Genomic DNA, 14352 nt, shown 5'->3' with positions numbered 1-14352 from the left:
AAATGAAAATGGAACACAGCGTGTACCAAATTAATAATACCTATTTATTAGTATCCCATGTCTAAAGACTGAGCTTGATCGACTAAATTTTGCAATGATTCCTTACTTTCCTGTAAGGCATTGTCTTTAAATTTCTTTAAATCACTAGCGAGAATTAGTCTATGCTCTACTTTATTAAACGGAATCTTCCCTTCCTCTAAAAGCTTTTTAATGTAAGGAATTGAAACATTTAAAATTTCTGCAGCCTCCTGGATTGTTAAATAGGAACTCTTAGAAGTTGGAAAGTTATTTTCTGTCATTTTAGTCGATCCGAGGCTCCTAATTTAATTAATAATTTTAGCTGCTGCTTAGATTCAGGCATATCCATCATTTACATTATCAATCATTGATTAAATGACAGAAATTTTTTATCACTATAATTTTCGAGCTCTTCAATCGCTTTACGAAATTTTAATGATTTATAGTCACTCCCCTATTTAAACTAGCTTGTAAGCCCTTGGTTAAACAATAAATGTTATAATATATATTATGTATATTATTGTGCATAGTTCCATTTGATCTTAATAGCATGGAGGCCTGCTTTTAATGCCAATTTAATTGGAGGATAAATTATGGGACTTAATAACAAATCACAATTTTACGTTTTTGAATTAAAATTATCCCTAAAAGGTAGATTTATCCAGAATAACCCAGAACTAACAGATGATGAAAAAGAAAAAATAAAATACGATTTTTTTGATAACTTGTTAAAAAATAATAGTCAATTTAGAAATACTTATGATTTTAAAAACCTATTAAATTATTTAAATTCCACTAAACTGATATGCCCAATAGCAAACTCTCTTATTAAATTTGAACATTTTCAGTTTCTTAATGAGTCAAAAAGCGTGGCTGCCTGTTTATTCTATTTTGCTAACAAAGATATACAAGCGAATGATTTATATAATTTTAATACCGACTCTGAAAGAAAAATTGAGCAACAAGATTATGAAGGGGTACGCTTAGTCTCACATATAATTTTCAAAATAGCACAAAACTCAATAACTAATGAGCCTCACTTATTTGTGGCTTTGGAAGCATATCCACATATATACCCAGGCCAGATTCAAAAGAGCCTGAATATTATTTTAAAAAAATGGGCTAAAGACTATGAAGATATAGAACGAAAAATTTCAGTTCATCCCCATCTAGAAGTTTTAGCGAGTAAAAGCGAAACTCTCGAAGAAATTTTAAGAACTGGTGAAATAAAGGGCATAACGCTTATTAAAAACATACCTATGAATCAGAGGCAAGATGAATTTCCATTTACATGCACTGCTAGAAGTGAGTTAAAATTAAAACCACCAAAAAAAGTGTATTTAAGTCCTGATAAAAAAGTATCTAGTTTTATAAAAATGATAACAACACGCAAATCAGAATATGATTTATTAAAAGTAACAGTAGACTTATCTGGGACAACAAAGACAAATGAATATAAATTATCTAACCAGACAACAGCTGAGGAACTTTTGCACCAATGTTTCTGTCATAAAGAATTAGTAGAGTTTGATGAAAATATAGTTGATGCAAACTATGATAAAATAATACACAAAATTGTAAATAAAGTTCTCGATGAGGTTTTAACTAATGAGAAGCTTAAGATTTCTGGCTAAACCATTTACCGATTATATAATTTATACAAAAGGATATCCTAAAATAACCTACCATATTGTTATTCCTTTAATTTTAACTCTTTTATTAACATGTTTTGGTACATCAGACTCCAAAGCACTAATTACATCTGGATATACTATATTAACTTTTATTTCCGCTTTCTCTTTTGCTGCAATAATAAGTTTTTCAAAACTTAATTCCGAACAACTATTAGAGAAAATATGGGGAAATAAAATAATGAGTCCAGAAGTAATACCTATTACTTTTCAGACTTATAGAAACAGTCATAAAATAGAAGTAGAGCTTTCTAGAAAGGCTTTTATAGCTTTATTATTAGGTTATATTTGTTTTACAAGCACTGCTTTGTTATTAGCGCTAGTAATATTTAATAGCATTAGCATTCACTTTAGTTTAATAAAATCCATCGCAAAATTTCTTTTTTTCTGGTCATTTTTTTCTTTATTAATTAATGTAATGTATGCAATACAGTACTTTACCAAAATTAATCTTGAAGAAGCCTTATCAAATTCTAATAAAAATAAATAAATATTCTGCGTCACTGCCTTTTCAGCAGTGACGCAGAAATTTTCCAATTAACTCCCTAATTGCTACCTACCTTAGAAAGCCCTCTGTCCTAACGCAACAAATAAGATAGGACAAAAAATCTCTGCCAAACCCCTTGTCTCAAGATCTGCACTTTGTTACTTTTTCAAATGAAGTATGACTGATGAGCCGGTGGAAATCCGGCGAAACGTTTAGGCGTCTTATACTAAAACCATGCTTATTCCCTAACTTCATGGTTGGACGTTTAGTCGGGAAACCTTGAAGGAACTCTGTCGTTCGATAGAGCTAAATTATTGTTCAATATGAAATGGATGGCGGATAAAGCTTTCGTTTTATCTAATCTTTTTACATGCATTAATAGGAGAAAAATAACCAAAAAAGCTTATCTATGGCCACATCGTTTGCCTTATAACGATTGCTTTGCCCCCTACTTCGAGCTTTACGGCTTTGCCGAGTTTCACTAGCGAGTGAGCTGCTCGACCAACACTAAACAGCATTCAGGGCAAACACTTATTTAAAATACCTTTGCAGGTGAACCATGCGCACACAATCATTGAGACGATTCGCTAATCAACAAATAAAATTGGATAGACAAGGTAAATACCTTTATCGCAAGCATCGTGCTTATGTTATTCATAAAATGATTGATGATTTATTTGCTATTCGGCAAGTACCACCTTCTTGGCAAGCATTAAACACGCAACATATTACCGAACTAGTTTCTTATTGGAAAAAGCGCAAGATTAATCCGGTGACGATCATGCGCTATATGACCATCATTCGTCGTTTCTTGGCCCTGTGTGAGTGTCCTATTAGCAATATTGATAACAAATCGCTTAACTTAATACGTCCTATTAAACGCAAAAAGCGCAAGTTAATTATTAAAGCAGATATTTGGCAATCAATGCCCGATCCATACGCTCGAATCATTATGGCATTGCAAACTGAGTTTGGTTTAACCTTTCGAGAAGCCATTACAATAAAACCGGACATCCAGGTTCAAGATGATCATTTTTGGATTACCAGAGATATTGCGTTTAACTCGAGCGACCGTCATATCCCTTATCGAACAACCACTCAACGTTTACTGGTAGACTTTTTTAATCAGTTAACTGGTAAACGAGATAGCCTCATAAAAATAATACCCTATGAAGAAATCCGCTTAAGATGGCGCAGCGCTTTAGCTAAACATCGTCTATCTAGCGCTAAAAGCTGGCGCTATTTGTATGCGCAACAAATGTATGCAAGCTTGCTGGCGGAGCATGGTAACTATAAAACTTGCTTATTGATACAATATGAGATGGGCATAAAATCGCGTAATACGTTATGGTTATATCTTAAGGATGTAAAATCGGCCGGGACAACTGGGACACTTGGGACAGCGCATTAGTACTGGGCTCACACTGTCCCAAATTGTCCCAAGAATTAAAATTTATGGGACAACCTTAATAACTAACTTACTCACCGCCCCAAATTTTATCAGTGAATTTATAGACTCTGGGCGTTCCCACTCCCCTAATCCTTGGTTTATGAGTAGGTGAGCCGTCCACTCCAGGCTTTAACCAACCTTCGTTCATGAGCACTCGAACAACCATTTTAGGCTCAAAGCCCTGACATAACTCTTTTTTAAAGACTTCCGTCAACACCATATAAACCCGATAGCCTTCATCGTCAGTTGAATAAAATCCAGCACGATTTAAAACGCGTTCATTATTAGGCGTTCTTACATTATCAAAACGGCTTGCGCCATGTGATTCAAAAAAAGCTCGCACTTGCGCGAGTATTGCTCTGTCTTCTCGATTCCCTTCGCTACCAAACGCGTCTAACCAAACGTTAAAGCATTTTTGCGCTGCAGAAAATGATTCGCCTTTTTCCCAGCTTGTTAATCCATAATGACTAGCCAACTCACCAGCTATGGCAACGAGTGCAAAACGTCGCGCTACTCGTATAATCTGACCAGTCGCATTTGCTATAGCAAGCTTGTTGATAAATTCCTGTATTAAACCATTTATCTTGCTGGCAATAGCTTGGCGATTAGCCACTACTTTTTTTAACCACTCCAGGCCAACTGCGCCGTAATACTTGCCGGAATATTCCTTTAAGGATAGTGCCATTGTAGCGGGACTTAGTTGATTATGAATATTTTCAAAGATGCCCATATTAAACCCAGCGTCTGCTTCAATATCAGCTAAGCGAATTTCCTGACCAACATTGGTTCGCTGCCCAATTCTTGCCATTAAAGAAATAAGTGATTCTTCACCAGCTGATAAGAAAAATAGTGACCAACGAGAAGCGGGCTTCGCTATTCCCTGCCGAGTAGCCCTTGTTTTTCCCTGACCATTAGCTAATAAATAAGCAGCTTCGCCTGCTTCTTTAGGATCCATCTGGCTTAATTCATCCAGAATTAACAGCCCATCATTGTGAAGGGCTGCTAATCCTTCAAGGCCATTCGCGGTACTCCGCCATAAACGGCAATAAGATTGTGGATTTCCCCAAACAGAGGCTGCTACTTTTAAAGCAGTGCTTTTGCCACACGAAGAAGCGCCTCGGAGATGAAACCCACCCGAATCTTCACCGGCAATCGTTGCTAACGTTGGTGCGAGGGCCGCTGAAATAGCAAAAACCAGGCGTGAGTTTCCAGCAGAAAGCGCACCGATAGTGTCTTGCCAATCTTTAACGCTACCTGATACAGACAATGCAGATTCAATGGCATTAGTATTTTGAAAGACAATTCTTTCTGACGAATTACCTATGGCTTGCGATGCCGTGATAAAGGTTTCGCCATGCCAACCCAATTTATCGACACAACGGGCCCTCGCCTCCACTGGAAACACTTGTAGATAGGTAGCCAGCAAATCCCGAGCAATTTTATTCGGTGAGATAGATAAGCCAAGATTAGCTAACTCTCTTCTCACTTCAGAGGAATCCCCTTGTAGTAGCGATAAGGGCATTGCCCATTGATGGATAATGCCATCGTCATCTTGCCACTCTAATAAACGACCCCACTCACCACTTTTAGCATCGCGAGTTTTAGCAATTACATAAAGCGGTGAACAAATCCAGCGTGGTGCCATTGGGTTACCATCTTTATCCTTGCCAAGGAAAGAGATACCCTTCTCCGTTAATTTAAAGTGTCCACCAGCGTACTCGCAAATGACAGAGGAACTACCCGCTTTATCTTTTATATTAATAATTTGATTTTGACTCATGACTCTTTCTCCAACAGCGTTCATGAAAGGCATAATCTCAGTAGACATCATCCTCTTCTTGAACAGAAATCTATTTTACTGAATTTATTCGTTAACCAGCGCTAGGCTTCGCCCTTCATCACTAGTTGAACAATAGACTTGTTGTTGCTCTAGAAAAGCCAAAACATCACTTTTGCGATACAAAACCTTGCGGCCAATTTTAAGATAGGGAATGCCTGTGCCTGCCCAACGATTACGTTCTAAAAGTTGAGTCGAGCAACTTAAAACAGCAGCTAAAGTTTGTTGATTAAATAAAGAAGAATGTGGTGCAGATTCAAATTCGTTTAAAAGTTGTAAACGAGAAAGTTTAGTATTAGACATGGATAACCTCGTCAAATGATGATCAATCAGCTTAATGCCGTCCACCAGCGTCCATGCTGTTTGAAAACCAGTTGACTCTTTATCTACATAAATGCGGTAAAAGAGACTGGGGATTCTTTGATATTATCCTAAAAGCTTAATTATTACGTTAATTAAGGCTTTCTCAAAGTCCGTAGAAATTATTGCTCTAGATTAGAATGAGTGTCAAGCACTTTAAAGGTGGTGATCTTAAATGCACCTGGTTGATATTGTTTGCTACTGAAAAAACTTTTTCGCCACAAATTGTTCCATTTGTCCCAACTGATATTTTTTAAAATGGGACAGTTTTAACCTGTGTTTATATGGGTGTCCCGCTTGTCCCAAATGTCCCAGCGTTTTTTATGAATATTATGAAATTGCCTAAGTTCACTAAAGCACATCAACTGTTAGAACCTACATTTAATAGCATTTGGCTGCATAAATCATTGATTAAATGGTTATGTAATCATCAATTATATGGCAGTATAGGCATCAATCAGACCGAAAAAATGATTGAATAATTACAGGAAGAGCTTGAAACATTTCTCCTAGTTATCACATAAATATTATAATTAGTTAAAAAACTGAATGATATATCGTGCACAAAATGAAAATACATACGAAAATTCAAAAATGGGGTAATAGCTTAGCTCTACGTATCAGTGGCCCAATGCGTAAAATACCTCAATTTAAAGAGGGAACTGAAGTGGATGTTGAAATTACTAAAAAAGGCTTCACTGTCGTTAAAGCAACAAAGAGAAATCACTTTCCATTTAAAGAAGTTGATCTCATCAAGGGATTATCTTCAGAGACAGGCCATGCAGATTTGCTTGCTTCGTTTAAATTAAATGAGAACGAATAACAGAGGTACATATTCATCTTTAAGCTTTAATAAGGTCCAAGTTATTTGGCAACATGCTTAAACCTGTCTAGACTATCTTGTTTGACTGAATTCATTATTACCTCCACGTATTCTTTCTAATAATAATTCTTTTGCAATATTTCGCTCTCGTGCTCGACCTGCGCGGATTGCATCTACTAATACCAATAACTCATAAAATTTTTCATCGGGTGCTTTATGTAGAGATTTAGTCACTGAGGGGTGAATAGGCTCTAATGCCACTCCTTTTTTATTGCCATAGACATCTGGCCAAACAGGTATAGGATCATTGCCTAATGCTATCTTGCCTTCGAAGATGGGGGCCGCAACTGCTGTAGGCATCCCTTGTATAAAGGAACCTAGTTTAGCTGGAAAAAGATACTTCACTGCTGTAATTAAAAATTCCTCTGCTGCTGGAAGAATGGGGATAAATTGAGTAGAATTTAGTAAGCTAAGATTATCTTTCCTAATTAAACCTGCTTCTTCTAACCTTTTTAAGCCCGCATTGATCTCAGAAAGACTAATACACAACTCACCTGCTAAACATCGCTGCGTCCAATTTTTTTGTGGATTGGCTAATAACTTAAGCAAAATAAGACAATCTTGTGGCTTAATCATGCTGCTCTCATTCTTTAATAATAAGATTAGTATAGCATATTGTTCGCTGTTCGCGAACAGCGAACAATAGTGAAAGAATGCTTTTCGCCATGTATTATTTCAGTTGTCCTAAGATATTTTTAAAAATGGGACAGGTTTAGCCTGTGTTTATGCGAATGCCCTGCTTATCCCAAATGTCCCGGTGTTTTTTGATAAGACTGTTAACCTTTATCTATTTGTTACTGATTATTCTTTCAAGTGGATTATTGTTCATTTTTTTATGTTGTTCATTTTTGTTGAACATAATGTAATTATGAACAAACTAACTTTGGCTTAAAGTATTTATGTTGGGCCTCAGCCCAACCTACGCTCGCTATTTAATGGCTATACTTAATTTAAAGTCTAATTTAGATTTAATTTATTGTAATGAAATTATACACTTCAATCCATATAGTTAGTAAATACCTAATTATGTGTTACTTATGTATAATGTTATTTTTTAATTTAGGTTGTCTATGTGGAACCCTAACGTTAAACTTTCAATATGGTTTAAAATTTATCCGGCTTTAGCTAAAATTTATCCACTAACATGCTTATGTGGTAAGCAATTATCTAACATTTTCCCCTATGTTACTAAAAATTATGTAGGAATTATGAGTGAAGGTTGTAGCTGTGGAATAGGCAAAAAGCTATCTGGAGTGCCCAGAAATGAAGAATGCAAACATAATATTTTGAATGCTATGCAAAAATTAATTACGGAATAATCTAGCCATCGCATCTAATCCCTTTATCTTCATGCCTAATAAGAAACTGCGCAAATATTGGATCAAAGACCCCATTAGCCGTATGCCTTCTTATATTATTTTTATTTGTTCCAGTTATCGTTCTTGTTCGAGGAAACGCTTTTAAAGTTGGAGCCTTAAATTTCCAACCCCTATAATCTTTAGTAGAAAGAACTGTTGCTTTTTCATTAGCAAAATAAAGTAAACTACCGATAATGTTGTAAACACATTCTTCAGTTAACTGGAAGTCTCCATTATGAGTTTGAAAGCTCACATACGGTAATTGATTACTTAGAACGGTTGACTCTAGATTGAAGGAAAAACCAGATTTACCCCATGTAATAGAACCCTCAATAGCAATATTGTTGTTATAAAAATTTGGAATTAGTACTGCATATTTATCATTCTTTATATTTAATAACAAATCAAGGTCGAAATAACTTTTTACCCAGCCTTTATTTTTATGCCTATACGTTGCTGAGATTTTAGCTAAATTATCATTTGTAATGTAAGCTTTCATTACCTATCCTTAGCCATAATCCTTTAGCTTAATTATAGGAGAAATTTTGAACAATTGAGACTTACAGCTAAAGTAATAGTAGTTGCAGTAGAGCAACTAGATTTACCAAAATATTCTAAAATAGATTTCCCAAACTTCGACACGTATTCGACACGCAAAACAAAAATAAAAAGTTAAATTCGTAAGTTATTGATTTTACTATGCCGTTGAGCGGAATCGAACCGCTGGACTATTGATTACGAGACTATTTTATCGCAGTTGCAAATAGGAGCAAACCATAGCAAAAATCGCTAAAAATCCTTGATGCATATGATTTTTTTCATTATTCTATATGGCAAACAATAGCATTTAAATTCAAGTAAGCGCATTAAAAAGTACCCATTAAAGTGCCCATTGAATTTCAAGGATGACTAATGGCCAATTTTACTGATACTTATATTAAACGCTTAAAATCTCAAGATAAGAGAATTGAAAAATTTGAAGGTGCTGGTTTTGGTATTTTAATCTATCCAGCAGGTACTAAAAGTTGGATTTATCGCTATAAAATAGATAATAAAAAGGATTATATTATTTTTGGTCATTATCCGACAATGAGTCTTGCAGATGCAAGAAAACGTTTTAATGAGTTAAGAGAAATTCGTCGCACTGGTACTAATCCTAAAATTCTCATCGAGCAAGAACTTAAGCGCGAGAAACATACAGTTGAAAAGTTAATTACCTCTTGGTATGTAAGTTACGTAGAAAAAAACAGAAAAAAACCGCTTCAAATTAAACAACAAATCGATGCTGATATTATTCCCTTGCTCGGCAGCTTTGAATTAGAAAAAATTCAACCTTTAGATATTTCAAATGCTCTAGACATTATTGTTCAACGAGGCGCACCTATTCAAGCAAATCGAGTATTAAGTACCTTAAAGCAAGTCTTTAATTATGCGGTTAGTCGAGGAAGTATGCCGCAAAATCCAGCCATCAACATTCGCGCACGTGATATTGGCGGATTAGAAAAACACCGAGATCGTTACCTAAGCTTAGATGAGATCAAAACAATTTGGCACTTCTTAGATAGTCCACAGTGCCATATGTTACTGCAAACGAAAAGTGCAATTAAGATTATTATTCTTACTGGCGTTAGAACGGCGGAAATACGTTTAGCTGAATGGCAGCAAATTGACTTTACTAATTCTCTTTGGATAGTTCCACCAGAACATAATAAAGGCGGCATTACTGTTAAAATTCATTTAACTAATTTAACGAAGTCTATATTCAAAGAACTACATGAAATAAGGGACTCTCATTATGTTCTACCAGGATTAGTTGTCGATAAACCGCTTGATGAAAATGCCTTACCACGAGCAATTAGACGTATTCAAGAAAAGGTTGGGATTCCAGAATGGACTGCCCATGATTTAAGACGTACATTTGCGACTCAATTAGGCGAAACGCTACATATTGATCCTGTAGTTATTGAAAAGTGCCTAGGGCATAAAATGCCAAAGATTATGGCAACTTATAATAAAAATGAAATGTTGCCTCAAAGAAAAGATGCACTTGAAAGATGGGCAAACTGTATCCAAACCTATATTACAGGACAAGCTACTTTGCAAAAACAAGAGCAATTATGTATAATTTAATTAACATAACCGCCACGCCTAGAGAGTTTCGACTCTTGCGTAACCTTGGCGGTTTTTTTATATGTGTATTATGAAAAATACTGAAAAAGAAAAATATCTTAAGCCTCCACTTAAAATTCAAGAGCAATTAGAAAAATTAAAAAACCGCGGTTTAATGATAACCAGTGAAGAATCCGCTTTAGAAACATTGTCCAATATAAATTATTATCGTTTAAGTGCCTATTGGTTTCCTTTCAAACAAAGAGACAAAAATGGCAATCTTCTGGAGCAATTTCAAGATAATGTTTCCTTAGAAAATATTTTAGAACTTTATGAATTTGATAGAAAGCTAAGGCTTCTCATTATGGATGCCTTAGAGCGAATAGAGATATCCATCAGGACACATATTACCTATCATTTAGCTGATCGGTATGGGCCCTTTGCTCTTAACAATAATAAGAATTTTCATAATCAATTTGCGCATAGGACTTGGCTTTTACAAGTCCAAGATGAAATTAAGCGTTCCAAAGAGCCATTATTGATCATTACATGAATAAGTATGAAGACTTCCCTAACCTACCTGTATGGATGGCAACCGAAGTTACTTCTTTTGGCTCAATTTCCTTTTTATATAAAGGATTAAAAAATGAAGATAAGCGAATCATTGCTAAAAATCATTATAATTTACACCCCAAAACATTAGCTAATTTTCTACATTTTCTAACTTATGTTAGAAATATATGCGCCCACCATAGCCGGCTCTGGAATAAAGAACTTGCAATAAGACCAACCCTTGAGGGATTAAATGAATTATGGCGTCCTCCTATTACCCCTAGAAATGATCGCTCTTTTTTTATTTTGATTACACTTAAATACTTGCTAAATGAATCAGATACAACTAGGGTTTGGATAAATACCTATAACAATCTTATCTTGCCAATCTTGAAGAAATATCAGTGGAGTGCCAACTCCATGGGCTTACCTGAGAACTGGCAAACCCATCCAATTTGGGTAGAAAAAAACAATTAGTAGAAATAAATTAGAAACCCTTATTCGCTGTCTTTAATAAACAGCTATATCATACAAATAGCCTTAAATACGCAAATGCAGTTCTGACGGATAACTGGCATAAAGTATTCTTTTGAAAGCATGAAAGCACAATTGGGAGCTCTTTTATTTTATATTATGTCCTATGCATCATTTCATAACTTAGAACTAGGTAAATCTGGTTCTAAATTATCAGGCCCACTGGAATTATTAATTTCACTACCAAACCAATTATGAGCTCTGCCTCCGTCAATGGTAATGGTTGAACCAGTCATCCAAGGATTAGTTGCTACAGACAAGACAGCTGCTGCAATTTCTTGTGGTTTCCCTGGGCGATTAAGTGGAATACTCTTAACTAACCCCTTCCAAAACAATGAATTATTTTTCCATAGACTTGCATTAAGATTGGTGGGAACAAGGCCTGGTGCAATATCATTTACTCGAATATTGTTCTTACAAAAATCTTTATCAACCGCTGCTGATTTAGTGAATTGACTTAATGCTGCCTTACTCGCTTCATAGTGAGCAAGTCCTGGTACTACTACTTTTCTACTAATAGAACTGATATTAATAATACAATAATCTTTTAATTCAGTTTCGCCAGAAGCCATTAAGGATTGTTGCTGCACTACCATGCGTTTACCAAAGGCTTGAGTAAGATAAAAAGGTGCAAAGAAGTTAAGTGCGAAAACATTTTCAATTTCTTGAGGACTTAATTGAAGGATGGGCTGTCTTGTCAAGGTTCCAGCATTATTCACGACAATATCTACACTACCTTGAAAGAATCGATAGCTTTCTTCTACTAAATAATCTCTGCTTACAGGACTTGTAAGGTCAACTTGAATAGCCATTGTTTTAATATTATATTTTTTTAATTCCTCTACCGTTTCGTTTGCACTTTCTTTATCTGAATGGTAAGTAATTAAAACATTAGCGCCGTTCTTAGCAAACTCTTGCGCAATTGCCTTACCAAGCCCGTTATTCCCACCTGTAACGATTATATTTTTACCTGAAATATTAATTGGCATTTCTATATCCTAAAATTTTTATGTTAAGCTTTATCTTTTAACCATTGAGCTACTTCTTTAGTAAAATAGCTAATAATAAAGTCAGCCCCTGCTCGCTGGATAGCTGTTAATGTTTCTATAACGCCACCTTGTTCGACAATCCATCCTTTTTCCGTAGCCGCTTTAATCATGGCAAACTCACCGCTGGTGTGATAAGCACCTAAAGGTATTTCTGGATAAGCACTCTTTACACGAAAAATAATATCTAAATAAGTATGCGCAGGTTTGACCATTAACATATCAGCACCTTCTTCTATGTCTAAAAGGCACTCCCTTAAAGCTTCATTACCATTAGCAAAATCCATTTGGTAAGTACGACGGTCACCAAATTTAGGTGCGCCTTCCGCGGCTTGTCGAAATGGTCCATACATTGAAGAAGCATATTTAACTGCGTAGCTAAGTATGGGGATGTCGTAAAAGCCTGCGTTATCTAAAGCGCCACGAATCGCAGACACCATGCCGTCCATATTCGCACTAGGCGCAATTATATCAGTCCCTGCTTTAACATGGCTTACTGCTTGTTTAGCTAGTAATTCAATCGTTTTATCATTATCAATTTCTACATGATGGCTATCATATGCACTTACAAAACCACAATGGCCGTGATCAGTATATTCACAAAGACAAATATCAGAGATAATTAATAAGTGAGGGGCTATTTTTTTAATTAATTTAATGGCTTTTTGGATAATCCCATCATCTGAATAGGAATCGGTTCCTAACTGATTTTTAATGGACGGTATACCGAATAGAATCATACTTTTTATATCTAAGCTTAAAATCTCATTTATTTCTTCTTCTAACTTATCAACACTTAGTTGAAAATGACCTGGCATGGAGGGAATTGCTTCTTTTTTTCCACTTCCATACTTAATAAATAACGGTAACACTAATTTATCAATATTAAGGTGTATCTCTCGAGTCAAACCTCTGATTGTTTCATTACGTCGTAGACGCCTAAGCCTAGTTTTTGGAAAATGGCCAACCTGGTGCATAGAGTTATTCCTCATTTATTTAAAATTTAATTCTTGATATGAGGAAAATATAGAAAGAGCAAATTTAAAAATACCGTAAATTTTACGGTAATATGATTATCATTTAGAAATCTTGAGCAATATTGGAACTTTATTTATAATAAGTGCTTTGGTTTAATTGAATTAGCTGTGGCCAACGATAAACATATTTCCTTTGTATCATGCACTGAGATTCAGAATATTTGTAAACCTTTAATTGAGCATTCATTAATCCGCTTCTTTGAATATACCCGTATTTATACTAACGGCAGTCGTACAGAATTATCAAATAACCTCCCTTTTTTAAATCATACGTTCGTCAGAATAAAACCTTTTGAACAGCTATATACGCCAGAGTTAATACCCGTTAACCAAAGGTATTTATTAACAACAGAATGGGTTGAAAATTTACAAAATCCTGCTAAAAGGATATTACAGGATAAAATAGCTCATCATCAGAATATTCTTGATATTGGTAACAAGTTGCTGATTGCAGAACGGAATAATAACTACACTGAGTATTTTCAATTTGCCTCTTCTAAACATGTGCGTGACATCAATAATTATTTTCTAAATCATCTTGATATGTTTGAACAATTTAAAGTTTATTTTAAAGAGAAAGCTTCTTTTATTATTAATAAAGCAATCCAAGATCCACTTATTAAGCCTTGGCGAAATAACTACTTAACTAAGCACAATAATCATAATGATGAAATACTCTACGTAGAGAAAAAATCTTATTTCAACAAAAATTACACTATAAATAACTTGCTCAATAGTAAAGGGGATAAAATAAAGTTAACAAAACGTGAGTTAGATTGCGCCTACTTATTAATACGAGGTAAAACTTATCGGGAAATTGCTGTGTCTCTATCCCTTTCTCCTAGAAGTATAGAATCCTATATAGAATCAATAAAGAATAAAACTAGCTGCTACAAAAAATCAGAATTAATCGAATGGTTACTTAAAAATAAACTTACTTTATTTGATAAAAATTAGGGGCGCAAATCCCATTGGGTAAAATACATGAAT

General features: G+C 35.0%; 14 protein-coding genes and 1 pseudogene. 8 read left to right on the top strand and 7 right to left on the bottom strand.

Annotated elements, in window-relative coordinates; genetic code table 11:
• Positions 1–47 precede the first annotated feature (47 nt).
• The gene (locus DYH30_RS05305) at positions 48–299 is read right to left on the bottom strand and encodes an excisionase family DNA-binding protein (RefSeq protein WP_115330648.1); all 252 of its coding nucleotides are present in this window, start codon (positions 297–299) and stop codon (positions 48–50) included.
• 312 nt (positions 300–611) lie between these two features.
• On the opposite strand from DYH30_RS05305, the gene DYH30_RS05300 reads away from it, so the two are divergent.
• The 3 genes from DYH30_RS05300 (at position 612) to DYH30_RS05290 (ending at position 3607) form a co-directional block, all read left to right on the top strand.
• Positions 612–1652 (top strand): hypothetical protein, encoded by a 1041-nt coding sequence (locus DYH30_RS05300; RefSeq protein WP_115330647.1) that lies wholly within the window; start codon positions 612–614, stop codon positions 1650–1652.
• Positions 1627–2199: a hypothetical protein gene (locus DYH30_RS05295; RefSeq protein WP_115330646.1), complete on the top strand. Its 573-nt coding sequence runs from the start codon at positions 1627–1629 to the stop codon at positions 2197–2199. Before DYH30_RS05300 ends, DYH30_RS05295 begins: the two co-directional genes overlap by 26 nt.
• A 556-nt stretch (positions 2200–2755) precedes the next feature.
• Positions 2756–3607 carry an integrase gene (locus tag DYH30_RS05290; RefSeq protein WP_115330645.1) on the top strand — a complete coding sequence of 284 codons (852 nt, stop codon included), beginning with the start codon at positions 2756–2758 and terminating at the stop codon, positions 3605–3607.
• Positions 3608–3674: 67 nt separating this feature from the next.
• On the opposite strand, the gene DYH30_RS05285 is transcribed toward DYH30_RS05290, so the two are convergent.
• Both DYH30_RS05285 and DYH30_RS05280 read right to left on the bottom strand, forming a co-directional pair.
• Positions 3675–5426 (bottom strand): DUF927 domain-containing protein, encoded by a 1752-nt coding sequence (locus DYH30_RS05285; RefSeq protein ID WP_115330644.1) that lies wholly within the window; start codon positions 5424–5426, stop codon positions 3675–3677.
• Positions 5427–5510: 84 nt separating this feature from the next.
• Positions 5511–5786, bottom strand: coding sequence for a helix-turn-helix domain-containing protein (locus DYH30_RS05280; RefSeq protein ID WP_115330643.1), 276 nt, complete (start codon positions 5784–5786; stop codon positions 5511–5513).
• Between the two features lie 389 nt (positions 5787–6175).
• On the opposite strand from DYH30_RS05280, the gene DYH30_RS17925 reads away from it, so the two are divergent.
• Both DYH30_RS17925 and DYH30_RS05270 read left to right on the top strand, forming a co-directional pair.
• A complete protein-coding gene (locus tag DYH30_RS17925) occupies positions 6176–6325 on the top strand; it encodes a hypothetical protein (RefSeq protein WP_160116157.1) in 150 nt (49 codons plus the stop codon).
• 86 nt (positions 6326–6411) lie between these two features.
• The gene (locus tag DYH30_RS05270) at positions 6412–6666 is read left to right on the top strand and encodes an AbrB/MazE/SpoVT family DNA-binding domain-containing protein (protein WP_131740571.1); all 255 of its coding nucleotides are present in this window, start codon (positions 6412–6414) and stop codon (positions 6664–6666) included.
• 72 nt (positions 6667–6738) lie between these two features.
• On the opposite strand, the gene DYH30_RS05265 is transcribed toward DYH30_RS05270, so the two are convergent.
• Both DYH30_RS05265 and DYH30_RS05255 read right to left on the bottom strand, forming a co-directional pair.
• Entirely contained in the window at positions 6739–7302 is a 564-nt protein-coding gene (locus DYH30_RS05265) for a helix-turn-helix domain-containing protein (protein ID WP_115330640.1), read from the bottom strand.
• Positions 7303–8046: 744 nt separating this feature from the next.
• Positions 8047–8583, bottom strand: a complete 537-nt coding sequence (locus DYH30_RS05255) for a hypothetical protein (RefSeq protein WP_115330638.1) — start codon at positions 8581–8583, stop codon at positions 8047–8049.
• A 413-nt stretch (positions 8584–8996) separates the two neighbouring features.
• Here DYH30_RS05255 and DYH30_RS05250 point away from each other — a divergent pair, with 413 nt between their 5' ends.
• Positions 8997–10214: a tyrosine-type recombinase/integrase gene (locus tag DYH30_RS05250; protein WP_115330637.1), complete on the top strand. Its 1218-nt coding sequence runs from the start codon at positions 8997–8999 to the stop codon at positions 10212–10214.
• Positions 10215–10275: 61 nt separating this feature from the next.
• A pseudogene (locus tag DYH30_RS18685) lies at positions 10276–11222 on the top strand (Abi family protein).
• Between the two features lie 173 nt (positions 11223–11395).
• On the opposite strand, the gene DYH30_RS05240 reads toward DYH30_RS18685, so the two are convergent.
• Positions 11396–12268, bottom strand: a complete 873-nt coding sequence (locus tag DYH30_RS05240) for an SDR family NAD(P)-dependent oxidoreductase (RefSeq protein WP_115330636.1) — start codon at positions 12266–12268, stop codon at positions 11396–11398.
• A 23-nt stretch (positions 12269–12291) separates the two neighbouring features.
• The gene (hemB, locus tag DYH30_RS05235; protein ID WP_115330635.1) at positions 12292–13302 is read right to left on the bottom strand and encodes a porphobilinogen synthase; all 1011 of its coding nucleotides are present in this window, start codon (positions 13300–13302) and stop codon (positions 12292–12294) included.
• Positions 13303–13470: 168 nt separating this feature from the next.
• On the opposite strand from hemB, the gene DYH30_RS05230 reads away from it, so the two are divergent.
• Positions 13471–14319 carry a helix-turn-helix transcriptional regulator gene (locus DYH30_RS05230; protein ID WP_115330634.1) on the top strand — a complete coding sequence of 283 codons (849 nt, stop codon included), beginning with the start codon at positions 13471–13473 and terminating at the stop codon, positions 14317–14319.
• Positions 14320–14352 lie beyond the last annotated feature (33 nt).

The organism is Legionella busanensis, from assembly GCF_900461525.1.
Taxonomy (GTDB): Bacteria; Pseudomonadota; Gammaproteobacteria; order Legionellales; family Legionellaceae; genus Legionella_C; species Legionella_C busanensis.
This window is presented reverse-complemented; position numbering and strand designations above follow the sequence as displayed.

What these genes read in the sequence shown, in the direction of transcription:
- DYH30_RS05305 (WP_115330648.1), bottom strand. Translation starts at nt 299, where the DNA reads ATGACAGAAAATAACTTTCCAACTTCTAAGAGTTCCTATTTAACAATC.
- DYH30_RS05300 (WP_115330647.1), top strand. Translation starts at nt 612, where the DNA reads ATGGGACTTAATAACAAATCACAATTTTACGTTTTTGAATTAAAATTA.
- DYH30_RS05295 (WP_115330646.1), top strand. Translation starts at nt 1,627, where the DNA reads ATGAGAAGCTTAAGATTTCTGGCTAAACCATTTACCGATTATATAATT.
- DYH30_RS05290 (WP_115330645.1), top strand. Translation starts at nt 2,756, where the DNA reads ATGCGCACACAATCATTGAGACGATTCGCTAATCAACAAATAAAATTG.
- DYH30_RS05285 (WP_115330644.1), bottom strand. Translation starts at nt 5,426, where the DNA reads ATGAGTCAAAATCAAATTATTAATATAAAAGATAAAGCGGGTAGTTCC.
- DYH30_RS05280 (WP_115330643.1), bottom strand. Translation starts at nt 5,786, where the DNA reads ATGTCTAATACTAAACTTTCTCGTTTACAACTTTTAAACGAATTTGAA.
- DYH30_RS17925 (WP_160116157.1), top strand. Translation starts at nt 6,176, where the DNA reads ATGAAATTGCCTAAGTTCACTAAAGCACATCAACTGTTAGAACCTACA.
- DYH30_RS05270 (WP_131740571.1), top strand. Translation starts at nt 6,412, where the DNA reads ATGAAAATACATACGAAAATTCAAAAATGGGGTAATAGCTTAGCTCTA.
- DYH30_RS05265 (WP_115330640.1), bottom strand. Translation starts at nt 7,302, where the DNA reads ATGATTAAGCCACAAGATTGTCTTATTTTGCTTAAGTTATTAGCCAAT.
- DYH30_RS05255 (WP_115330638.1), bottom strand. Translation starts at nt 8,583, where the DNA reads ATGAAAGCTTACATTACAAATGATAATTTAGCTAAAATCTCAGCAACG.
- DYH30_RS05250 (WP_115330637.1), top strand. Translation starts at nt 8,997, where the DNA reads ATGGCCAATTTTACTGATACTTATATTAAACGCTTAAAATCTCAAGAT.
- DYH30_RS05240 (WP_115330636.1), bottom strand. Translation starts at nt 12,268, where the DNA reads ATGCCAATTAATATTTCAGGTAAAAATATAATCGTTACAGGTGGGAAT.
- hemB (WP_115330635.1), bottom strand. Translation starts at nt 13,302, where the DNA reads ATGCACCAGGTTGGCCATTTTCCAAAAACTAGGCTTAGGCGTCTACGA.